At 43.8% G+C, this 22340-nt stretch carries 19 protein-coding genes; 8 read left to right on the top strand and 11 right to left on the bottom strand.

Translation table 11 applies throughout. The features are described from left to right. Positions 1-640: 640 nt before the first annotated feature. Both MTO98_RS33410 and MTO98_RS33415 read right to left on the bottom strand, forming a co-directional pair. Positions 641-1531, bottom strand: a complete 891-nt coding sequence (locus tag MTO98_RS33410; RefSeq protein ID WP_371825395.1) for a neutral zinc metallopeptidase — start codon at positions 1529-1531, stop codon at positions 641-643. 74 nt (positions 1532-1605) lie between these two features. After that, positions 1606-2301, bottom strand: coding sequence for an SIMPL domain-containing protein (locus MTO98_RS33415; protein WP_243484035.1), 696 nt, complete (start codon positions 2299-2301; stop codon positions 1606-1608). A gap of 262 nt (positions 2302-2563) precedes the next feature. Here MTO98_RS33415 and MTO98_RS33420 point away from each other — a divergent pair, with 262 nt between their 5' ends. The 3 genes from MTO98_RS33420 (at position 2564) to MTO98_RS33430 (ending at position 5990) form a co-directional block, all read left to right on the top strand. Further along, positions 2564-3334 carry a Ku protein gene (locus MTO98_RS33420; protein ID WP_243484037.1) on the top strand — a complete coding sequence of 257 codons (771 nt, stop codon included), beginning with the start codon at positions 2564-2566 and terminating at the stop codon, positions 3332-3334. A gap of 228 nt (positions 3335-3562) precedes the next feature. Beyond that, positions 3563-4108, top strand: coding sequence for a ferritin-like domain-containing protein (locus MTO98_RS33425; RefSeq protein ID WP_243484039.1), 546 nt, complete (start codon positions 3563-3565; stop codon positions 4106-4108). A gap of 487 nt (positions 4109-4595) precedes the next feature. After that, entirely contained in the window at positions 4596-5990 is a 1395-nt protein-coding gene (locus MTO98_RS33430; RefSeq protein ID WP_243484042.1) for a hypothetical protein, read from the top strand. Between the two features lie 2 nt (positions 5991-5992). Here MTO98_RS33430 and MTO98_RS33435 read toward each other — a convergent pair whose 3' ends face one another. Further along, positions 5993-7159 carry a hypothetical protein gene (locus MTO98_RS33435; RefSeq protein WP_243484044.1) on the bottom strand — a complete coding sequence of 389 codons (1167 nt, stop codon included), beginning with the start codon at positions 7157-7159 and terminating at the stop codon, positions 5993-5995. Between the two features lie 165 nt (positions 7160-7324). Between MTO98_RS33435 and MTO98_RS33440 the strand changes: the two genes are divergently transcribed. From MTO98_RS33440 to MTO98_RS33450, 3 genes are all read left to right on the top strand, one after another. After that, positions 7325-7480, top strand: coding sequence for a lmo0937 family membrane protein (locus MTO98_RS33440; RefSeq protein WP_243484046.1), 156 nt, complete (start codon positions 7325-7327; stop codon positions 7478-7480). Positions 7481-7658: 178 nt separating this feature from the next. Next, the gene (locus tag MTO98_RS33445; RefSeq protein WP_243484048.1) at positions 7659-8486 is read left to right on the top strand and encodes an N-acetylmuramoyl-L-alanine amidase; all 828 of its coding nucleotides are present in this window, start codon (positions 7659-7661) and stop codon (positions 8484-8486) included. 66 nt (positions 8487-8552) lie between these two features. Then, positions 8553-8957, top strand: coding sequence for an HAD domain-containing protein (locus MTO98_RS33450; protein ID WP_243484051.1), 405 nt, complete (start codon positions 8553-8555; stop codon positions 8955-8957). Between the two features lie 101 nt (positions 8958-9058). Here the strand turns inward: MTO98_RS33450 and serS are convergent, their stop codons facing one another. Continuing rightward, positions 9059-10330, bottom strand: coding sequence for a serine--tRNA ligase (gene serS, locus MTO98_RS33455; protein ID WP_243484053.1), 1272 nt, complete (start codon positions 10328-10330; stop codon positions 9059-9061). Positions 10331-10447: 117 nt separating this feature from the next. Here serS and rsmI point away from each other — a divergent pair, with 117 nt between their 5' ends. Continuing rightward, positions 10448-11176 carry a 16S rRNA (cytidine(1402)-2'-O)-methyltransferase gene (gene rsmI, locus MTO98_RS33460; protein WP_243484055.1) on the top strand — a complete coding sequence of 243 codons (729 nt, stop codon included), beginning with the start codon at positions 10448-10450 and terminating at the stop codon, positions 11174-11176. A gap of 153 nt (positions 11177-11329) precedes the next feature. After that, the gene (lnt, locus tag MTO98_RS33465) at positions 11330-12964 is read left to right on the top strand and encodes an apolipoprotein N-acyltransferase (RefSeq protein ID WP_243484057.1); all 1635 of its coding nucleotides are present in this window, start codon (positions 11330-11332) and stop codon (positions 12962-12964) included. 12 nt (positions 12965-12976) lie between these two features. Here the strand turns inward: lnt and MTO98_RS33470 are convergent, their stop codons facing one another. From MTO98_RS33470 to MTO98_RS33500, 7 genes are all read right to left on the bottom strand, one after another. Then, complete coding sequence (locus MTO98_RS33470; RefSeq protein WP_243484059.1) at positions 12977-13558, bottom strand: TetR/AcrR family transcriptional regulator; 582 nt, start codon at positions 13556-13558, stop codon at positions 12977-12979. Between the two features lie 162 nt (positions 13559-13720). Then, the gene (locus MTO98_RS33475; RefSeq protein ID WP_243484060.1) at positions 13721-14470 is read right to left on the bottom strand and encodes a glucose 1-dehydrogenase; all 750 of its coding nucleotides are present in this window, start codon (positions 14468-14470) and stop codon (positions 13721-13723) included. A 1000-nt stretch (positions 14471-15470) separates the two neighbouring features. Beyond that, positions 15471-16337: an N-acetylglucosamine kinase gene (locus tag MTO98_RS33480; RefSeq protein WP_243484062.1), complete on the bottom strand. Its 867-nt coding sequence runs from the start codon at positions 16335-16337 to the stop codon at positions 15471-15473. Beyond that, positions 16334-16714 carry a response regulator gene (locus MTO98_RS33485; protein WP_243484065.1) on the bottom strand — a complete coding sequence of 127 codons (381 nt, stop codon included), beginning with the start codon at positions 16712-16714 and terminating at the stop codon, positions 16334-16336. The genes MTO98_RS33480 and MTO98_RS33485 overlap by 4 nt, the downstream gene beginning before the upstream one ends. A 41-nt stretch (positions 16715-16755) precedes the next feature. Continuing rightward, complete coding sequence (locus tag MTO98_RS33490) at positions 16756-18081, bottom strand: TolC family protein (RefSeq protein ID WP_243484067.1); 1326 nt, start codon at positions 18079-18081, stop codon at positions 16756-16758. 6 nt (positions 18082-18087) lie between these two features. Then, on the bottom strand, positions 18088-21246 hold the full coding sequence (locus MTO98_RS33495; RefSeq protein ID WP_243484069.1) for an efflux RND transporter permease subunit: 3159 nt from the start codon (positions 21244-21246) through the stop codon (positions 18088-18090). A 6-nt stretch (positions 21247-21252) separates the two neighbouring features. Next, complete coding sequence (locus MTO98_RS33500; RefSeq protein WP_243484071.1) at positions 21253-22335, bottom strand: efflux RND transporter periplasmic adaptor subunit; 1083 nt, start codon at positions 22333-22335, stop codon at positions 21253-21255. Positions 22336-22340: the final 5 nt, after the last annotated feature.

Genomic DNA, 22340 nt, shown 5'->3' on the forward strand with positions numbered 1-22340 from the left:
ATAACGAACGCTGTAACAAAAAACAATAGTGAGTAACTCAAGTCAGCAGATAGGCTTATCTGCAGCACAGGCCTTTACCCTGAAAACCGGACAGAACCACGGGCTGCAATTATTTTTCCCTGCCTGTACAGGCCCTCACATCTGCAAAAACTTGCTATGCCCCTGCAGCCGCACCACCCGCCATTGTTCTACCCGCTTTCGCCCGAAGCTTACCTGCCGACGGGGAGAGGAAAGAAGTAAGACGGTTAGAGTCAAGAAACAAGAATAATAAAACCCATGTCATTGCAAGCGATAGTGTGGCAATCGCACTGAAGCATGGCCACTCTGTATAGTATGCGATTGCCACGTCGCGCCCAGGCTCGTTTCCGTTTCGCTCCTCGCAATGACATGGTTTGATGAAAGGGTTAACAAAAAGTGCGTCGGCCCGACAAAAAAGCGGGCCTGGGAGTATGGCCTGCGGGGGGAAGCATTTTTTTGTCTTGATGTTTGGTTACTTTGCATCTAAGGTAAAGTAACTGGCCCCCGCCCGGCCAAGAGGGCGACGATGTGAGTTAATTACCACAAAACTCGTCCAAGTTACCCAAGGCTCCTTTACCATCGCGCAAAACTTGAACTAAGCTATACCCCCCCAATGAACTAATCAATCCAAATCCCCATTACCAAAAGTATCTCCCTGGTTAATATCACCGGTTTCATAGCCTTTTTTAAACCAGTACATGCGCTGGGCACTGGTGCCATGGGTAAAGCTGTCCGGCTCAACATGTCCTTGGGCCTGCTTTTGAAGACGGTCATCACCGATGGCGTTAGCCGCGTTCAGGGCCTCTTCAATATCTCCTTTATCAAGCACATTTTTCATGCTTTTTTCGTAGTGCGCCCAAACACCAGCATAAAAATCGGCCTGTAACTCCAGTTTCACCGAAAGCTTGTTATATGCGCCTTCACTTAACCTTGAGCGTGCTGCGTCCATTTTTTGAGAAATGCCCAAAAGATTTTGCACATGATGACCTATCTCATGGGCTATTACATACGCCTGTGCAAAATCGCCGGCCGCTCCAAAACGGTTCTTCAGTTCATCGTAAAAAGAAATATCTATATATACCTGCGAATCGCCGGGACAATAAAACGGACCACTTGCCGAACTTGCTGTACCACAGGCCGACTGTACGTAATCATTAAATATAGTTAGCTGCGGCTTTTCGTACGTTTTGCCCATATCGCTAAAAAGTTTTGTCCAGATATCTTCGGTATCAGCCAAAACTACGCGTACAAAGTGCTTGCCCGCGTCCTCGGGGCCGTTATTGGCTGTTTGCTCCTGCCTGGGCTGATTGGTTGCCACCTGGTTAAGCAGGGCTGAAGGATCAACCCCGGTAAAAAAATAAATTGCAGCAGCTATTAAACCAAGTACACCGCCACCTATGGCTATCCTGCCACCGCCGCTGCCCCGTTCATCGTTAACATTATCGCTTTCGCGTCTGCCAAACCATTGCATATTGTCGCCCCCCGGCCCCCTAAAGGGAGCGTTTTTATACATGATAATGAAAAAAGCCCCTGTTTGTTTTGACAGAGGCTTTACATTTTTTATTCCCCCTTTAGGGGGTTAGAGGGCTATTTTACAATCTCAAACACCGCCTGAATCTGGAAGTTAAGTTTAATAGTTTTAAAACTGATATCCGAATCGCCAACATTGCTATCGGCCGAAGCTTTGAACATCATCGTGTTTGCATAAACACGTGGCTGAGGAAAGCTGCTGTTATCACTTTCGGTAATGTTAATAGCACCGCCTAATTTTTCGCCAAGAGCAGCCAGCAGGTAAGTCGCTTTATCGCGGGCAGCAAGCAGCGCCTTTATTTTCAGATCACGTTTCAAATCGGCCATTTTTGAATAGTCATAGCTTTCAATATTGGTGGATTGGATACCTTTAGGATCAATTTTTGACATAATCTGGTTAAACTTGTTCAGATCGCGTACGCGCAAACCATACTGTTTGCTGGCCAAAAAATCGGGGGCTTTTTTCTTTTGATAAGTATTGTTCCAGGCCGATACATTGTTCACTGTAAAGTCGGAAGCCGGGGTACCGGCATCTTTAACGGCTTTTTCAAGTTGATCTTCCAGATCATTAATGGCGATGTGTTTTTTGCCATCCATGTATTCCTGTAGTGATATGGTTACGTTTATAATATCAGGAGTAACCTCCTGCTCGGCAATGCCGGTAACTTCAATTTTACGCCTAAGGTCAACGTTTTGAGCAAATGCTCCAACAGTAGTTGCTAATAGTGCGGCAAGGATAAATAGCTTTTTCATGTGTAATTTATTTGATGTTATGACTAAGGTAACGAGCATTTAGTTTAATATGTAACAGCAAGGCTACAATTATTTACTAAACCACTGGTATGCTTGCAAATAAAGCGAAGGTGTTTTGCATGGGCAGCTAACGCATTTTACTAACGGAAATAGGAATAATGCAATATCCCACTTTTGTTTATGAACTCTGATAACACATCTGTACTCTCAAACCCTTTACCCCTTTTATGGTTATATAACAGCACATTAATGACATTTGGTTATGAGATCGATATGGAAAGGTTCGATAGGTTTTGGGCTCGTAAGCATCCCCGTAAAATTGTATTCGGCGGTTGAAACCAGCTCGCTTGATTTTGATATGCTGGATAGCCGCGATCATGCACGTATCCGCTATCAACGGGTTAATGAAAACACCCATAAGGAAGTACCTTATGATAAGATTGTTAAAGGCTATAAGCTTGATGAAGATTACGTTATTATGGATGAGCAGGATTTTGAAGATGCTGCACCCGAAAAAAGCAAGGTAATTGAAATTGAAAGCTTTGTTGATATTGCCGATGTAAACCCCATGTTTTATGAAACTTCATACTATACGGAGCCTGATACCAAAAACAATAAAGCCTATGCCTTGCTCATCCAGGCATTAACCAAATCAAAAAAAGCGGGACTGGCGCGTTTTGTTTTACGCAGTACCGAAAGCCTGTGTATTGTTCATCCGCTTAAAAACGTGCTGGTAGTAACCCGAATCCGCTTTGCCCAGGAAATTCGCGATACCGGAGATCTCAACCTGCCCGATAAAATAGATGTAAGCAAAAAAGAACTGGACATGGGCCTCACACTTATAAACCAGTATGCCGAAGATTTTGACGTATCTAAATTTAAAGACGAGTATAATGATGAATTGCTCAAAATCATCGAAGCCAAATCAAAGGGTAAACGAGCCAAAGTTAAAAAGCTTAAACCACGTAAAACCGGTAGCGACGATCTGTATGATCAATTGATGGCAAGTTTAAAAACTAAAAAAGGAGCGTGATTAAGTCGTAAGGCAAAATAGGATTAACAGATTCCTTAAAATTGGGCATGATGTATGCTTTTTAGAACTTTTAGTTGTAAACCATGGCCTTCAGTTGCTCTATCCCGATAGGAATTGCAGCTTTAAACTCCACTTAAATTATCCTAATAATTAATTTACTTGTTAAATAAATAAAATTTGGCTTTTTGTTTGTAGATGCTATCCCACAAAAACATTAAAACATCTATCATGGCAACAACTAAAGTAAAAGCCCCCGAGCAAACTAACAACGTACAGGAATCGGCCCTGAACGAATTATTCATCGATGAGCTAAAAGACATCTACTGGGCCGAAAAACATCTTTCAAAAGCATTGCCTAAAATGGCCAAAGCTGCTACTTCTGACGAGTTACGCTCTGCTATTGAAAATCACCAATCCGAAACGGAGCGGCAGATCATCCGCCTGGAAGATGCTTTTGCTTCCATCGGTCAAAAAGCTGTAGCTGTAAAATGCGAAGCGATGGCGGGCCTCATTAAAGAAGGCGAAGAAATTGTAGCCGAAACCGAAAAAGGAAGCATCACCCGCGATGCCGGAATTATTTCGGCCGCACAAAAAATTGAGCATTACGAAATTGCTTCGTATGGCACGCTCCGCACCCTGGCCAGTGTACTGGGCTATGACCATGCCGCAGAACTGCTTGATTCAACCCTGCAGGAAGAAAAAACATGCGACGGCCTGCTCACCCAAATTGCCGAAGCTGGCATTAACCAGGCATCAAAAGCAGAAAAAGCTTAACCATTTATTAGTTTTTTAAGAGCGGCCGCAAAGGGTTTATTCCTTTCGGCCGTTTTTTATTAAAATTCTAATACCAAATTGAGGCCTTGCGCCATTCCCTTCCCGGGGCTTTAAGTTTACCTACAAAATCTAAGTGTGCACTAAACAGGATTGAGAAATCAAGTTTACAATTAGCAGACTCCGCTGGAGTCGACTATTTCTTTGAATTTATCTATAAACAGGGGGCCTCTCTGAGGCCAAATTACAGGTTTGGAATACTGGTCATAGTATAAAGCATTGCCGGCCCCAGCGGGGCCACGTGTTTATAGCTCTAAAAAAGCATTTTTTGGGCTCCGTAGGTGCCTCCTATTTAAATTTTAGCTTGTGGGTAAACTTAAACCCCAGGGAGGAAATTGGGCTTTTCGTCAGCGTTAATTACATATTAATTAAAATATTTCCACAAACAATAGCCGGAGAATATGGTTTAAGTCAAAAAAACCGAAGCCCTATGAAACAATTCCTGCTGGCAGCGCTTGCTGTCTTCTCCTGCTGTTCAAATGATATTTTTGCACAAGTAAAACTTGATGGTGTTTATGCCGGATGTGAGTTTTCGCCAAGCCCGATATTTGGCGGCGGGATGAACAGGCGGGATGTTGCTGTAATGTTTAGGCCAGATGGCACTTTCAATGATGTACTTAACCGCGCGGATTGGCAAACCAATGTAAGTGGCAAATACACGGTGAACAATAATGAGGTTAATCTTAAATATACCAAAAGCTCATCTGTTTACACAATAACAAAATATGGCAGTCTTTCTAATTACGCGCATGAGCTGTTCAAGCTTCAGGGTAATGTTATACCGGCTGGTTACTATTCATTTATCAGTGCAATGGGTGGTGGCGGCGCGGCTTACGGTACAACTTATGTCGGCGCTTTAAGCACACAGGGATTAAATTTCGACGGCCAGGGGCATTTTAGTAATTCGCGTTATTCGGGCTCGGTTGTTGCCGGCGAAAATGTTGGCGGCGGCAGTTCGAGCAGTAAAGATGGCCGTGGTACCTATAAAATAAACAAGGGGGTACTTACACTTACCTATACTGATGGCCATACCGAACTGCACAGCTTTTTTTGCGACATGGGCGGTAAAACCCGCATGGCTGTAGTTGACGGGCGGGTGTTTTTTGTAGACAATAATGACCAGGCCACCAATAACGATGTAAAACCATCAACCACTGCTAAAAATGCTCAGGAGGGCGCTCCTGCAAATACCGGCAACACCGCCGTGCCAGATGGAAAAACATTACTTTTAAAAGCTAATGCCATACATGGCGGCGATAAACTAAATGCATTGAAAACCGCACGTTTAACGGGTTCAGTTTCGGGCTTAAAAGTTGTTGAGCTAATTGACATTACTAACAGCAAGGTGCGTGTTGAGGTATGGAAAAACAGCAAGCCCGTTTCTGTGCAGCAAACCGAAGGCAATACCGGTTGGCAATGGAGCAGCGGTAACAAGTCCGATCTCCCGGCCAATAGTGTGGCCGAAGTAAAAACCGCGCTGTACACCGGGGTTATTGGATTACGGAAATCATTGCTTGATCAAATGCAGATCGTGAATACGCAAAAAATTGCCAACAATAATATGTACACGGTTCAATGCAAGCTAAACGGCAACGAATATGTGTTTGCTGTAAATGATAAAAACCAACTGATGGCGTATGGATATAAGGTGGGCGACAAAACCTTGTTCTCTATGCTATCAGATCTCCGGCCGGTACAGGGCATTACAATTCCTTATCATGAGGCCACAACAAGCGGTCAGCAAAAGCTTAATATCCAATACGACAGCATGGATGTGAACCCGGTTTTGGACGAACAAAGCTGGGCTGTACCCGCCGGGAACTAAATTCAGGCAGATAATTTATTGGGCCTCAGGTACAGGTAATCGTTCTTAAAATCGATGATCATGTTGAAGCGTTTTAACAACCCGTTACCTAAGTAATTTATTTGGAACCCCATCGGGTTTTTGTTGCTCAGCATAATAGCGGGCACATTGGCAACCGGAAAGCCATTGAGCCTGAACAATGGCGTTTCCACTATTTTCATCTCATATTTTACCCCACGCGGATCGCTGATGGTGGATGCTTTGATAACCTTCAGGTCGGCCGGAAAATTGCTTTTGGTGGCCCATTCACTATCCAGGATCAATGACTGATCAGACCCGGTATCCATCGAAAAATTGCCGGTATATTTTTTACCCCTTATTTCAAATTCGCCAGTGGCATAAGGGAATCCACGCATAAAGCCCATCTTAGTCCGTTCGTACCCTTTTAACCCTTTAGGCAATTTGTTGTAAACTATTATGCGGTTATTATCGTAATCAATCTCCACCTGCTTGCCCTCAAATAAATTCCACCCAAAACGGCCATCCATCCCATACGAAGTTATACCCGTTGAAAGCATCTCCTGGTTTTGCCAAACAGCTGTGCCCATCTGAAGTTTTTGGGCCTTATTCATTTCATTAAAGTTAGGCTTGGCATTACCAGCCAACACATCGGCATTGTTTGGCAATAGCTTTGTTCTTTTTATGATCGCATCCCTTGTTAAATGAAAATCAAATGAGCTCAAATCAAAATGCAGGTTTAAAGTGTCGGTATTATTTATAACAGCTTTTACAGCTATGGCATTATAGGCTGTAAGCTTAAACGGGATAGTATCATTTTTGCTAATAACGGCATCCTGTTTACCTGCCGGAGGTATGGCGCTTGCTATTTGTGTGTAACATGAATCCTTGCCGTTAAGCACGATAATGAAATTATACCGGGTACCGGGTTTAACTTTTACCCTTATCGAATCGATATCGGTATAAAAAGTAACCCACTTTGTTGTCCGGGCCCTATCAGCGGTATAAACATCCGGTCTTGTTTTTGGCGACAGCGACCACGCGTTTTTATCCAAAAAACCGCCGTCATTAATAGCTACGCTTTTTGATGTCGCTTTAATTACAGGCAGCTTTGACTGAGCGTTAACAAGTGCGGCAGGCAACAGGCATATCAGCAGCAATATATATTTCATTGTTTTTTGAGGTAAGGGAGCTTAAAGATACACCAGGATTAAATCTTTACAAAACAACCTTTTAAATGATTGTACTGCTTTAAAAAAATGCAAAACTTAAAACTTTTCGGCCATCTCAACTATTATAAAGATATCTATGAAAATCATTAATTAAAACAAAGTATTATGAACTCACTCCTGTATATAATTGCAATCATCCTTATTATAGGGTGGGCAATTGGCGTATTTTTTACAACCGTTGGCGGCCTTATTCATATTTTGCTGGTAATAGCTGTTATTGCCCTGCTGTTAGGTGTAATAAGACGGTCGACAGCTATATAAGCTGCGGAAAATATAAACCTGACAGGCTATCTCAAATGGGATAGCCTATCTGAACCTTGATTCGCTTGATTTGCGGATTACCTGATAAAATCAGAAAGTCTTTAAATCAAATGGATCAAGGTTTTTTGTATACTTGTTTAGTCGTGAGGATAAATCCTTAAATCAGGAGAATCAAGGTTTGAAAAATATATACACTTTATTATTTATCGCAGTTATAGCCGCCATTAGCGCATGCTCGCCTAAAGTACAACCTTATGCTGCAACCAATAAGCTTTATCACACCCAAACCGATTCGTTAGTCGAAGTCATCAGCAGAGAACAACCGGCCATGCTGATAGATAGCGCAGGCGGGGCTATTCCTTCAGAATGGGTTGGCACCGTAAACTTTAACCTCCGAAAACCTAATTATGTGATCATTCACTACACGGCACAGGATTCGGTTAAGCAAACCCTCAATACTTTCACCTTAGTAGAACCCCAGGTAAGCGCACACTACGTAGTAAGTAAAGACGGCAAAGTTTACCATATGCTTAATGATTATTTGCGGGCCTGGCATGCCGGCATCAGCAAATGGGGCAGCATCAGCGATATGAACAGTTGTTCAATCGGAATTGAAATTGACAATAACGGGCACGAGCCTTTTAATGATATACAGGTTAAAAGCCTGCTGGCTTTGCTGGCACAACTCAAAAAAACATACAATATTCCGCAAGCTAACTTTATCGGGCACCAGGATATTGCACCATTACGCAAGCCCGATCCGGGCCCTCTTTTTCCATGGAAGTTATTAGCCCAAAAAGGCTTCGGCTTTTGGCGGGAGGAATTGCTTGAGCTTCCGCCTGATAATTTTGATTATGCTACCGCGCTTAAACTGATTGGCTATGATATTAGTAACCTTCCTGTAGCCATAGTTGCCTTTAAACGCCACTTTGTGCAGAGTGATGAGACGCCGGTTATGACACAGTTGGACCTGAATATTCTTTATAACGTTTACAGGAAATATTAGTTCTATGTTGATTTTGTTAGAGATGGTGTATTGATTCCGTCTAACTCGTGGAGAAAACCCGAATTTATGGATGATGGTTTTCCTGTATTCAACGCGGGAGCAGTTAAAGCACTTCAACGTATTCTTGCGGTAACCAATGCATCTGTTATATTAACAACGTCTCGCAAATTGAGCTATACCATTGCAGAATGGAGAACCATGCTTAAATACCGGGGAGTTATCCCAACAAAAGTTCAGCGACTTACTACTGATAGCTTAAAGAAAACACGCGCTGAGGAAATAACAGAATGGTATCAAGACCAGCATCGGCCTAATCAACCTTTTGTAATTATCGACGACGATAAGATGCTAAACGGATTGCCTGAATATATAAAGAGTAACCTTGTTTTAACCAGCCCTTCAATGGGCTTTACAGATGATCTTGCCAATGAGGCAATTGCCATTTTAAAGATGCCGGCATACAAGGCATGATGACCACAAGCGGGGACGCTTGCAGTAGCGCTATAAAATATAAAAGCCCTTGAAAATCAACTTTCCAGGGCTTTTATATTTTCTCTTTAGAGGCCGGGGAACTAATCTATCCACTCAAACTTAGTATAAGGCACAAGTACCTCCGGCACTTTAATTCCTTTTTCAGTTTGATTGTTTTCCAACAACGTAGCAACAATACGAGGCAGGGCAAGCGCACTGCCATTCAATGTATGTGCCAATTGGGTTTTACCATCGGCATTACGGAAACGCAGTTTAAGCCTGTTGCTCTGAAAAGTTTCGAAGTTTGATACTGATGAAACTTCCAGCCAGCGTTGCTGTGCCGCGCTCCAGGTTTCCATGTCGTAGGTTAACGCCGAGCCAAAACCCATATCACCACCGCAAAGGCGCAATACGCGGTATGGCAAGCCTAATTTTTGTAACAAGCCTTGCACATGGCTGCTCATCTGCTCCAAAATTTCGTATGATTTATCGGGATGGGCTATAGTTACAATTTCCACCTTATCAAACTGGTGTAAACGGTTCAGGCCGCGCACGTGCGAACCATAAGAACCCGCTTCACGGCGGAAACATGGCGTATGACCACAATTACGTACCGGCAACTGATCTTCTTTTAATATCACCTCGCGGTACAGGTTGGTGATAGGTACCTCGGCAGTAGGGATCAGGTACAGGTTATCAACACCTACATGGTACATCTGCCCTTCTTTGTCCGGCAATTGTGAAGTACCGAAACCTGATGCTTCGTTTACCATTAAAGGCACGCTTACTTCGCTGTAGCCTGCTTTTTCGGCTTCGTCAATAAAGTAATTGATCAAAGCGCGTTGCAGCTTAGCACCTTTATTTTTATATACAGGGAAACCGGCTCCGGTTATTTTAACGCCCAGTTCAAAATCAATCAGGTTGTATTTTGCAGCAAGCTCCCAGTGTGGTAAAGCATCAGCTGGTAACTCGGGTTTTATGCCGTTCTCTAACACCACTTCGTTATCCTCGGGAGTTAAGCCTTTAGGCACCGAGCTATGAGGCAGGTTAGGCAGCAATACTAATTTTTGATATAACTCTTCCTCGGTAATAGTAAGCAGTTCACCAAGCTTTTTGATCTCTTCCTTCCAGGCACCTGTTTTGCCTTTAAGACCTTCTGCTTCTTCTTTTTTACCGGCGCGCATCAGCTCGCCAATCTGTTTTGCAGCTGCATTGGCCTCGGCCGAAACATTATCCATACTGGTTTGAGTGGAGCGACGTTTGTCGTCCAGTTCAATTATTTCATCAACCAGTTGGGGCTGTTTAAAATTTTTTACAGCCAAACGTTCCAAAACCTGTTCCCGGTTATCACGGATATAACTAACTTGCAGCATTATTTTATTTTTTAGGCAAAGATATAATTAGTTCATTGTTTATGGTTCATAGTTCATAGCTGATTTATGAAATTTAAAAACCATCAACCAATATCCATGAACTATGATCTATGAACCATGAACAACCCAATAGGTAAACTATACTTAGTCCCCACCCCGATAGGTAATCTGGAGGATATGACCTTCAGGGCTATCCGCGTGTTGAAGGAGGTGGATCTGATACTGGCCGAAGATACCCGCACTTCTGCCCCGATGCTGAAACACTTCGAGATCCATCAAAAAGTATTTGCACATCATCAGCACAATGAGCACCAATCAAGCAACGAGATCATTAAGTTTTTGCTGCAAGGGAAAAATATCGCGCTTATCTCTGATGCAGGTACACCCGCTATATCCGATCCGGGTTTTTTCCTGGTACGAGAGGCTTTAAAGTTTAATATCGCTGTGGAATGCCTGCCAGGTGCTACAGCTTTTGTACCCGCGCTGGTTAATTCCGGCTTCCCTACCGATAAGTTTTGTTTCGAAGGGTTTTTGCCGTTGAAAAAAGGCCGCCAAACCCGGTATAAGTTTTTGGCCGAAGAAGAGCGGACCATCATACTATACGAGTCGCCCCACCGTTTGTTAAAAACGCTGGATGAGATGGCAACTTATTTCGGGGCCGACAGGCAGATCTCGGTATCGCGCGAGCTTACCAAAATGTTTGAAGAAACCGTGCGGGGTACTGTGCTTGAAGTAAAACAGTACTTTGAAACACACCCTATGAAAGGCGAGTTTGTAATGTGTGTTGCCGGTGCGGCAGCTAAACCTGCAAAGGGAAAGTATGACAGGGACGAGGAGGAAGAGTAGCCTATAAGCACAAACCATGTCATTGCGAGGTACGAAGCAATCGCATGCTATACAGGGCTGCTTTGCTTCAGTGCGATTGCCGCGCTGCGCTCGCAATGACATAGTTAATATAAGTAAATAAATAAACTCGTCATTGCGAGGATATTACCCTACATGAAAAAAAACATACCATTAGCCATACTATCGGGCTTACTTTTGTGGATAGCCTGGCCGCCTACCCCTTATACTACCTTTTTACTTTTTATAGGCTTTGTGCCTATGCTGCTGGCTATTGAAAACATCATTAATGATGATAAACCCAAAAAGGGTAAACGGGTTTTTAATTTAAGCTTCATAGGCTTTTTTATCTGGAACTCATTATCCGTTTATTGGGTTTATAACGCGCTTAAAATAGTTGGCGAACTGGTGGCCGTCCCTATTACGCTTATCCCCTATTCGCTTGGGCCGTTGCTGATGGCTGCCGCTTTCTGGTTATATTACCGCTTCAGGCTGGTTGCTCCCCGCTGGATAGCACTCATTGGCCTGGTTTGTTTTTGGATAGGGTACGAATATCTGCACCAAAGCTGGGACCTTTATTTCCCATGGATGACACTTGGCAATGGTTTTGCCGTAGCTCATCAGTGGGTTCAATGGTATCAATATACCGGCGTATACGGCGGTACGGTATGGATCTGGGCTGTGAATATCCTGGCTTTTTTAATTTATACTGGCTTTCGCGAAGCACAGGCTAAAAACACCCGATTGTCATTGTCTGCAGCTTTGCTGATTGTTATCATAGTGCCTATCGGCTACTCATTATCCGTTTACAGCAATTATGTTGAGGAAGTAAATCCATCAAATATTGTTGTTGCCCAGCCTAATATCGATCCCTATGAAAAAGATGGCACCATCCCTCCTGCTTTGCAGGTTGATATCCTCATCCATCTTTCAAGGCAGGTGGCTCAACCTAATACAGAATTTTTTATCTGGCCCGAAACGGCCATTCCAGCACCTGTTTATATTAATGAAGACCAGATAGGCCAAAACAACTTTGTTAAGCAAGCCCAGTTTTTTTTACGCAAGTACCCCAATGGCAACCTGGTTACCGGTGCCGAAACGTACAGGCTTTATAACAACAGGGCTACGCCAACAGCGGTTCCATCACCATTTGGCGGCGACCAGTTTGCTGATTTTTACAGCACAGCCCTCAACTTAGAAAACGGCGACCGCATCCAAACGTATCACAAATCGCGCTTTGTACCTGGGGCCGAATCAATGCCTTTTGGCGAAACACTATCGTTTCTTAAACCTGTTTTTGAGCATTTAGGCGGAGCTACCGGCAACTATGCTCCCGACAAGGATGCGAAAGTACTTTACTCGCAAAGCGGCATCGGCGTTGATCCTGTTATTTGCTATGAATCGATATGGGGAGGCTATATTGCCCGCTCCGTTAAAAAAGGGGCACAATTTATTGCCATTATTACCAACGATGGCTGGTGGGAAAACACATCTGGTAAAGACCAGCATTTAGACTACGCCAAACTTCGCGCTATTGAAACCCGTCGCTGGGTATGCCAGTCGGCCAATACCGGTATTTCCGGTTTCATCAACCAACGCGGCGACATAGTTAAGCACACCGAATGGTGGACCAAAACCGCCATTAAACAGGATATCAACCTTAACAGCGAGCTTACATTTTACGTTAAACACGGAGACTATATTCCGCAAAGCGGGAGTGTGCTGGCGGGCGTTGGTATATTATTTTTACTTGGGATGAGGCTGAGGAAAAAACAGGCAATAACTGCCTAAGTAATAAAAGACTTAATCAAGCACCGACAGGGTAGTTTTTATAATATCATCAAAAAAAGCCTTGTCGGCTGTTGCCTTGGCCGATACCTGCATGCCACGTACCGCGTTAATAATGAAGCGGGCAAGTGCAAGGGCATCCTGGGTTTTATGGATCTCGCCGCTGTCCTGCCCTTTTTTAACGGCAAGATAAATGGCTTTTTCAAACTGCTGCTCGTTACGGCATACCATCTCCTTCACTTCAGTGTCGTGTGCTGCAAGCTCAATTTCGGCGTTTACCATGAAGCAGCCCTTGCGCTGTTCATCTTCTAATAACGCGCTTGTGGTAAGCTCTAAAAGCTTTTTTATTGCTTCTTTAGCCGATGCTTCATCTTTTATGATGCTGCACATCTGGTCGTCCCCGGCTTTTTGATAACTGTCCAGGGCCTTAATATACAAAGCGTGTTTATCGCCAAAGGTATCGTACAGGCTTGACCGGCTTATACCTAAACCTTCCACCAGATCCTGCATTGATGTACCGTTGTAGCCTTTATGCCAAAAAATACAAACGGCCTTGCTCAATACCTCGGCTTCATCAAAATCTTTACTTCGTGCCATAACAGAAAAGCTTTACCCGTTTCGGGCAAAGCTATTCATTTTTAGTTAATTGTTAATAATGTATGTCCCTTATAGCTCGATGAACTATAAGAGGCACCTAAAGCATCATGCCCTTCAACTTCTAAAAGTGCCCATCGGCAGGTGCCCCCTTCTGTGGCTTTCTTATCTTACGCCGCCGCTGGCAATGATAATTTCGCCGGTTAACCAACGTGAATCATCAGAAGCAAGGAACACTGCAATTGGCGCAATATCATCCGGCTGACCAATACGGCCAAGCGGTGTGGTTTTTTCTATCTCCACCTGGAAATCGCTACCAATAAACCCGGCAGTGTGTGTACCTTCGGTTTCAACCATACCCGGGTTGATAGCATTAACACGTATTTTTTTAGGGCCAAGCTCTTTTGATAATACCTGTGTAATAGAATCAACCGCGCCCTTAGTTCCTGTATAAATAGCGCTTTGCGGCGGAGTGATACGTGTAACAGTTGAGCTAACATTTATTATACTGCCTCCTTTATCGCCAAAGCTGTTAACTGCCGCCTGTGATGCAAGTAATAAACCAAGCACGTTGGTATTAAACTGGCGGTGAAATTCATCTTCGGTAACCGCTTCAATTGGTGTAAATTGATATACACCTGCGTTGTTTACTAAAACATCAACACCGCCAAAAGCTGCGTTGGTTTCTGCAAAAAGGCGGTCGACATCGGCTTTTACTGCTACGCTGCCTTGTACCGCAATAGCTTTACCGCCGTTAGCAGTAATTTCAGCTACCACTTTATCAGCACCTGTTTTGTCTGATGCATAATTTACTACTACTGCTGCACCTTCTGAAGCGAGACTTTTAGCTATGCCTGCGCCGATACCTTTTGATGCTCCTGTTACAACTGCAACTTTGTTCTCTAATTTTTTCATTTTCTGGAAGATTAATTTCAATTTTGGAATAATCGTTCCACAAATGTAAAATCAATTTCGGAACAACCGTTCCTAAATTGATTTTTATTATCCTGGGATGACAAAAGAGATATAACTGGTCATATTAAAACCTCCATAAACAAAAGGGATAATTCCGGGAGAGCTTATGGGTCCATTGCCGTTAACTTAAAGAAAAAGCTCCTCAAAAGCGTGGGATTGTGCGATTCCACTCTTGAGAGCAGGGCTGTTGCATTCTAATATATAGTCGCAAGTTCAAGCGTCTTTCACTTGAATTATTACTCAGGTAAGCGTCCACGCTTACCTTTTTGATATTGTTACGCGAGCGTGGACGCTCAAAAAAAGCCAACACTCGAGCGTGGACGCTCGACCGTGCGATTTTTAAGCTCATTGAATTAGAATGCAATAACCCTTCTCTTGAGAGGGGTGGAGGGATGTGTTATTCTACGTGCGGCTTATCGCTTGTATAGCACACCCCTGCTACAACACGTTCCTACACGCCCCCCTTGAGTTTAAGTTAACCCACAAAATTGTTTTGTCGTTTAATCAGCAAGGTGTTTGTTTTGATCCTCTGGTTCAAAGGGTATTTCTATACTTTTTATCCTACAAACCTTTTGCACCTCCGGTGCATCTGTCCTTAAGCATTAATTAGTACCTGATTATATTATAAAACCAGCGGGGCCACGTGTTTATAGCCCTAAAAGAGTAGATTTTTTGGCTCCATAGGTGCCTCCTATTGAAATTTCAGGTTGGCTGATTTTGTGGGTTAACTTAAACTCTCGAGAGGGGATTTTAAAAGGTTTGCGCCAACTTACTCCCTTAAGTTAACGGCTAAGATAAAGGGCCGGGCGAAAGAGATATTATACGCCATACGTTATGGCTGAATAACCTGATTAGGCAATTGAGTATAATTTCTCCTCAGGCCCGGCGCAGCTCTTGCTTGTTCGTCGAAATGATAATTGGTTTCCTTATTGTAAACTCCTTACTCTTCTGTTGCCATTTCGTTCCTTTTCAGGATAAAGGCCATCAGGTCGTTTATGGGATGTTTGATGATCTTGCCGGTTTTTACACCATGCAAATGGCATAAGGATGTCAGCTCGTCGGCAAATGAATAAGCTATAGAGCCAACAAAGTGGCATTTATATTTATGATATTCGGGGTACGATTTAATATTGCTTTCAATAAATTCAACCAGGCCCTCAACCAGCATAGAGTGGCCATATTCGGTAGTTTTTATTTCGCTAACAAACTTGCTGAATGATGCCAGGTAGGTATTAGCATTAGGTTTTTGATAAACGTTTTTGATTACTATCTCCTTGTTAAGATGGTAAGCTTTATCAAATTTTTGGCTAATTTCATATGGCATATTACCGTATAAAAAATCGATAATCAGCTTTTTGCCAAACCAGGTGCCCGATCCTTCATCGCCTAAAACAAAACCAAGGCCATGCTGCCCGTCGTAAATATCTTCGCCGTCGAAAAAAGAGATATTGCTGCCCGTTCCCATTACACAACAAATTCCCTTTTCCTGTCCACAGGTAGCATAAGCACAGCCAAGCAGGTCGCTGTCAACACTGATATAAGCCTTACTAAAATGAGTGCTCAGGGCATTTGAAACAATCTCATGCCTGTCGGGACTGCTGCACCCCGCTCCAAAAAAATAGATCTCGGATATTTCGGCGGCAAGCGCCACCATTTCAGGGGCCTGCTCCTGTACAATACGGGCTATCTCCTTTTCGGTTAAAAAATACGGGTTTAACCCGGCAGTAAGGAACGAGCGGGTTTCCTGGTCTGAAACGGTCAGCAGCCAGTCGGTTTTTGATGAGCCGCTATCTGCAACTAATATCATTGACAAATTTCCTCGAGCGCTTTAACAGTAAGTGGCTTATGAATAAACTGGGTAATATGTTTATTATCGCTTGATTGCTTCATATCTGTGGGATCAAGTGATGATGATAACATATATATTTTAATTCCTTTTTTAGCAATTTCCAACCCATCATATTCGTGCAGAAACTCAAAGCCGCTCATCATTGGCATCCTGATATCCAAAAAGATAACGTCGGGATTCACCGACCCATCTCGTAATGATTCAATAGCCTCCATCGGCGATTGGCGCACAATGATCTTTTCTGCAAAATTACTACTCTCTAAAACTCTCCGCGTTATAAAGTTATCAATGTAGTTATCATCAATAAGCAGGCAGGTTTTAAAAGGGGTAGTCATGTTTCAAAAATAAGTTTTTAAACCTATTATTAAAATATTTTTTATTGGATGTTAATGCTGTTGGTTATCTGTTTTAACATGATCTCGGCCTGTTTGCTTTGATATTGTGCAGCAAAAAACTTTGATTGGGCATCAAGATAATTGCGTTGTGCTTCCCTTACCTCAAGCGGGGTAATATTCCCTAACTTATATTTATCAAGCGTAATATCCAGGTTTTTTTTATTGAGGTTAACATTTGATTCTTCCAGCTTTACCAAATCAAGTCCCGACAGGTAAACCACAAAAAGGCTGCTGATCTGGCTTTCAATATTTAGCTTGGTTTGCTTGGCATTGATGCTGGCATTGTCAATCTGGATCTTAGCATTCTTTTCGCGCCGGTTTTGGTTAAAGCCATTGAAAATGTTGATGCTTGCAGTAAGGCCATAATTAAACCCATGCACGTTTTGCGACAGGGTGAAGCCCGCCGGGGTTTTGCTGTTACTAAACGTATAGCCCGATGTTACCCCCACCTGCGGATACCTTGTAGCACGTACCTGTTTAAGGTTAATTTCGGCCAAACGCTGGTTTATTTGTGCCGAAAGGATAGCCGGGTTTTGTAATTGCGCATTGTTAAGCACATCGGCCAGCGCCAGTTTCTCATCAACAATAATGGTATCAGCAACAGAAAAATCAGTTTGCAGATCGCGGATGAGCATTTGGTTTAGCTGTATTTTGGTTGTCCGGAATTGCTGGTATTGAATTACAAGATTACCTGTATCCGTATTGAGGTTAACCTGGGCATTCAACACTTCCAGTCTTGAGGCACGGCCCACAGCAAATTTATCGTTAGCGATGCGCAATTGCGTACGCGAAATATCTATAGCACCCTTCAATGCTTTAATCTGCTCGTTTTGGCTAATCAGGCTATAATAAGTATCAATAACACTGGCTACCGTTCTTTGTACAGTATCCTGTAGCTGCAATATTCCCAGTTTATCTGTTTGCTTTAGCTGATCATAATTGGCAAACATGGCAAAGCCGTCAAAAATTGTCCAGTTAAGGTTTACACCGTAATTATTGTTGGAGTTTTTGGCATTACGGATATTGTTGATAGTACCATCATTACGGGTTTGCTTGGTGGTTTGACGGCTGTTGTTATCAGTAAAGTCGCCGGTAAGTGAGGGTAAGATCCCCGCATTGCCAAGCGTAACATTATTTGATGCTATGGTTGAGTTGTTTTGCGACAACTTAATATTATAGTTATTCTTCAGCGCAATTTCTACCGCATCTTTCAGCGTAAGTAGTGGCTGCTCAGGCTGCTGGGCTTTCGCAATGGCCGATACCATTGCGAAAGAAATTACCAGACAAGCTATTTTCTTGATCATCATATTAAATTACAGGTTTTCGATCAGTTTAGGTTCAAGGTGATGCGGATGACGTGCGGCTTCGGCCATTTCAGCTTCGGCAGCCATATCTTCAGGATCATGGTCGTGATCTTTACGGCTTTTGGCGGCCAGTAACAGGTACATCATCGGAATAATGTAAAGCGTTAGCACCAATGAAAAAAGCATCCCGCCCATAATAACAATCCCTAATGATACACGGCTTTTTGCGCCGGCCCCCAATGCAAATGCGATAGGCACGGCACCCAGCACTACGGCTAAGCTTGTCATCAATATCGGGCGCAAGCGGGCTGTTGCAGCTTCAACAACCGCCTCATATTTGGCCACGCCCTGTTCCATACGCTGATTGGCAAACTCTACAATCAAAATACCGTTCTTGGTTACCAGCCCTACAAGGGTGATAATACCGATCTCACTGAAAATATTGAGGGTTTGGTTAAACAGCCACAGTGATAAAAATGCACCGGAAATAGCCAGCGGCACGGTAAGCATCACGATAAACGGGTCCATAAAGCTTTCAAACTGGGCAGCCAGTACCAGGTAAATCAGCAACAATGCAAAGCCAAAAGCAAAAAGGATATTTGATGACCCCTCTGCATAGTCACGTGACGGCCCGCTCAGCGCAGTGCTGAAGGTGTCGTCAAGCAGACTTTTGGAGATCCTGTCCATTTCCTTGATACCATCGCCAACGGTATAGCCCGGAGCAAGGCCGGCAGAAAGAGTGGCCGACTTGTAACGGTTAAAGTGATAAATAGCCGGAGGCGTAGCACCCTCGGTTGTTTTAACCACGTTATCCAGTTGTACCAGGGTACCTTTTGTGCTTCGTACATATATAGATTTCAAGTCAAGCGGCTGATCACGATGAGCGCGGTCAACCTGTGCTATTACCTGGTACTGCTTGCCGTTTATCAGGAAATAATCCAAACGGCCCGCACTATAGTACAGTTGCAATGTTTGGGCAATATCATCAACCGAAACACCTAAATCGCGGGCACGCTCACGGTCGGTAACCACGCGCAGCTCGGGCTTGGTAAATTTCAGGTTAACATCCGTTCCCTGGAAAACCGGACTCTTTGATACCTCGGCAAAAAACGTTGGCAGCACCTTGCGGATCTTTTCAAAATCCTGGTTCTGTATTACGTATTGCACCGGTAACGATGTTTTTGACCCCGAACCGCCACCGCTTATGGTTTGTTCCTGTACCACAATAGCACGGGCATCGGGCATTTTTCTCAGCTTGGCGTTAAGCCAGTCTGCAAGCTCCTGCTGTGTCCGCTTCCGTTCGTCGGGAGCAACAAGGCCTACCCTGCCGAAACCGGTATTTGAAGCGCCGCCACCACCAAACGATGGCGAAACGATTTCAAGGTTAACGTTTGATTCCGGAATTGAATCCTCAACCAGGTTAGATACCTTGTCCATGTACTTGGTCATGTATTCGTAGGTTGCACCTTCCGACCCGGTAACACTATAACGAAGCAGGCTACGGTCATCAAGCGGGGCAAGCTCTGACGGGATAACCCGAACCAGGACACCGATGATAATGATCGACGCGGCCAGGATAGCAAATGATATCCACTTACGCTTCATAAACTTAACAAGCGACTCGGAATACGAGTTGATCATATTTACAAAGAAAGGCTCTGTTCTTTCATAGAACTTTGATTTCTTTTGGTTTTTGCGGATCAGCTTTACGTTAAGCATCGGGGTTAACGACAGGGATACGAATGCAGATATCAACACCGCCCCGGCCACCACCACCGCAAACTCACGGAATAAACGGCCTGTAAAGCCCTGTAAAAACACAATCGGTAAAAACACCGCCGCCAGCGTAACAGATGTGGATACTACCGCGAAAAAGATTTCGGCCGAACCCTCAAAAGCCGCCTTGCGGATTGCCATACCGGCCTCAACTTTTTTGTAGATATTTTCCGTTACCACAATACCATCATCCACGACCAGGCCCGTTGCCAGTACTATCCCCAAAAGGGTTAATATATTGATAGAAAATCCAAAAATGTACATGATAAAGAATGCACCGATCAATGATACCGGGATGTCTATCAGCGGACGGAAAGCGATCAGCCAATCGCGGAAGAAAAGGTAAATGATAATTACCACAAGCACAAAAGCCACAATCAACGTTTCCTGTACTTCAGATATCGATTGGTTAATGAACTTTGTATTATCTAAGGCTACTTTTACCGAAATATCGGGAGGAAGATCTTTTTTGATCTGCTCCAAACGGGTGTAAAAATCCTTGGCAATCTGTACATAGTTAGCACCCGGTTGCGGCACCAGGGCCAAACCAACCATCGGCACGCCCGATTCTTTAAATATGGTTTCTTCGTTTGCCGAACCCAGCACAGCATAACCTATATCGCTCAGCCTGATCACCCGGCTGCTATCTGCACGGATAATGAGGTTATTAAAATCTTTTTCGGTTGCCAGTTTACCCAGGGCCCTGATGGTAACTTCGGTATTATTACCTTCAATTTTACCTGCGGGCAGCTCCACGTTCTCTTTAGCTAATGCCGCACCAATATCGGTAGCTGTAACACCAAGGGCCGAAAGCTTGTTGGGGTCGATCCAAAGGCGCATAGCGTACTGACGCTGTCCCTGCACGTTGATGGTACTCACCCCGGGGATGGTTTGCAATCCCTCCAATAACACATTTTCCGCATAATCATCCAGTTGGTTTATGTTACGCGTATTACTGCTTACGGTGAGGGTGATGATCTGGTCGGCGCTGGCATCGGCCTTGGTTACTACCGGCGGGGCATTAATATCCTGCGGCAACTGGCGCTGGGCCTGCCCCACTTTGTCGCGCACGTCGTTAGCGGCAGTTTCCAGATCGGCATCAAGGTCAAACTCAACCGTGATGTTACTTTGACCAACCGAACTTGTTGACGATATGTTACGGATACCAGGTACACCGTTGATTGATTTTTCAAGCGGCTCCGTTATCTGCGATTCAATTACATCGGCATTGGCACCAGAATAACTGGTGGATACCGAAATAATTGGAGGGTCTACCGAGGGAAAATCCCTCACCCCTAAAAACTTATAGCCGATAATGCCAAATACAACAATAACCACAGACATTACTGTTGCCAATACCGGCCGTTTAATACTTACTGAGGATAAACTCATAATGGTTTATTTAATAACTTTTAAAATTTTCAAAGGCACTTTTGGTCGCATTTGTATCAGGCCGGATACCACCACGCTATCGCCGGGATTTAAGCCTTCTATAACCTGGATCTTAGTATCTGTGCGCAAATCTGTCTTTACTGGTTTTGATACCGCAATGCCATTATGGTAAATCCAAACCAGGCTGCTTTTTAAATCCGGAATAACCGCTTCTGTTGGCAGCAAAATGGTTTTGGGGATTTGATCAAGTGTTAAATTGATTTTGGCAAAACTACCTGCAGTAAGGATCCCTTTGGGGTTTGGTGCTTTGGCACGCACAGTAATAGTACGTGAGCTGGCATCAATTGATGGATCGATAGCATACACAGTACCCACAAAGTTCTCCATCGAACTTTCGGTTTTGAACCTGATCTTGCTGCCCGGGCCAAGTATGGAAAGGTATCTTTCAGGCACTGCAAATGTTACTTTTGCCGGATCGATATTAACCAAATTGGCAATTGGCGATGATGGTGACAGGTAACTGCCGGGGCTCACATTCCTTAAACCGATAGTGCCCGAAAAAGGTGCACGGATCTCGGTGCGGCTTATCTGTGCTTTGATCACATCTGCCGCCGCCTTTAACGAGTTTAGCGATGTTAATGACGTATCGTATTCTTCCTGGCTTATGGCTTCTTTTTGAAGTAACTGGCGGTTGCGGCTTTCCTGCTGTTTAGCCAATGCCACCTGGTATTGGTTTTGCTGTAACGATGCTTCCAGATCCTGGTTATAAACTTTAACCAGCAACTGACCTTTTGTTACTTTAGTGCCTTCGTTAAAATATATGCCGGTAATATTACCTGCGGTTTGGCTTATCAGGCTTACCTTTTCATTGGCATCAATAGTGCCGGTTATATCAATGATGTTATTTACGGCGGTGTCTTTAACTATCATAACGTTAACTCCTACCGGGCCGCCTCCTTTTTTCTTGTCGCCCTTACCCGAAGCCATGGCCGCGGCCGATTTCTTTGCGCCCTCGCTAAAAAATTTGTTGTAAATTAAATAGGCAACCAGCAGGGCCAGTGCCGTGTAAATAATATATTTCGTTTTCATACTTT

It is taken from the genome of Mucilaginibacter sp. SMC90 (assembly GCF_022811725.1).
Lineage (GTDB): Bacteria > Bacteroidota > Bacteroidia > Sphingobacteriales > Sphingobacteriaceae > Mucilaginibacter.

Coding starts and splice junctions, on each gene's coding strand:
- MTO98_RS33410 (WP_371825395.1), bottom strand. CDS start 1,531: ATGTATAAAAACGCTCCCTTTAGGGGGCCGGGGGGCGACAATATGCAA.
- MTO98_RS33415 (WP_243484035.1), bottom strand. CDS start 2,301: ATGAAAAAGCTATTTATCCTTGCCGCACTATTAGCAACTACTGTTGGA.
- MTO98_RS33420 (WP_243484037.1), top strand. CDS start 2,564: ATGAGATCGATATGGAAAGGTTCGATAGGTTTTGGGCTCGTAAGCATC.
- MTO98_RS33425 (WP_243484039.1), top strand. CDS start 3,563: ATGGCAACAACTAAAGTAAAAGCCCCCGAGCAAACTAACAACGTACAG.
- MTO98_RS33430 (WP_243484042.1), top strand. CDS start 4,596: ATGAAACAATTCCTGCTGGCAGCGCTTGCTGTCTTCTCCTGCTGTTCA.
- MTO98_RS33435 (WP_243484044.1), bottom strand. CDS start 7,159: ATGAAATATATATTGCTGCTGATATGCCTGTTGCCTGCCGCACTTGTT.
- MTO98_RS33440 (WP_243484046.1), top strand. CDS start 7,325: ATGAACTCACTCCTGTATATAATTGCAATCATCCTTATTATAGGGTGG.
- MTO98_RS33450 (WP_243484051.1), top strand. CDS start 8,553: ATGGATGATGGTTTTCCTGTATTCAACGCGGGAGCAGTTAAAGCACTT.
- serS (WP_243484053.1), bottom strand. CDS start 10,330: ATGCTGCAAGTTAGTTATATCCGTGATAACCGGGAACAGGTTTTGGAA.
- rsmI (WP_243484055.1), top strand. CDS start 10,448: ATGAACAACCCAATAGGTAAACTATACTTAGTCCCCACCCCGATAGGT.
- lnt (WP_243484057.1), top strand. CDS start 11,330: ATGAAAAAAAACATACCATTAGCCATACTATCGGGCTTACTTTTGTGG.
- MTO98_RS33470 (WP_243484059.1), bottom strand. CDS start 13,558: ATGGCACGAAGTAAAGATTTTGATGAAGCCGAGGTATTGAGCAAGGCC.
- MTO98_RS33475 (WP_243484060.1), bottom strand. CDS start 14,470: ATGAAAAAATTAGAGAACAAAGTTGCAGTTGTAACAGGAGCATCAAAA.
- MTO98_RS33480 (WP_243484062.1), bottom strand. CDS start 16,337: ATGATATTAGTTGCAGATAGCGGCTCATCAAAAACCGACTGGCTGCTG.
- MTO98_RS33485 (WP_243484065.1), bottom strand. CDS start 16,714: ATGACTACCCCTTTTAAAACCTGCCTGCTTATTGATGATAACTACATT.
- MTO98_RS33490 (WP_243484067.1), bottom strand. CDS start 18,081: ATGATGATCAAGAAAATAGCTTGTCTGGTAATTTCTTTCGCAATGGTA.
- MTO98_RS33495 (WP_243484069.1), bottom strand. CDS start 21,246: ATGAGTTTATCCTCAGTAAGTATTAAACGGCCGGTATTGGCAACAGTA.
- MTO98_RS33500 (WP_243484071.1), bottom strand. CDS start 22,335: ATGAAAACGAAATATATTATTTACACGGCACTGGCCCTGCTGGTTGCC.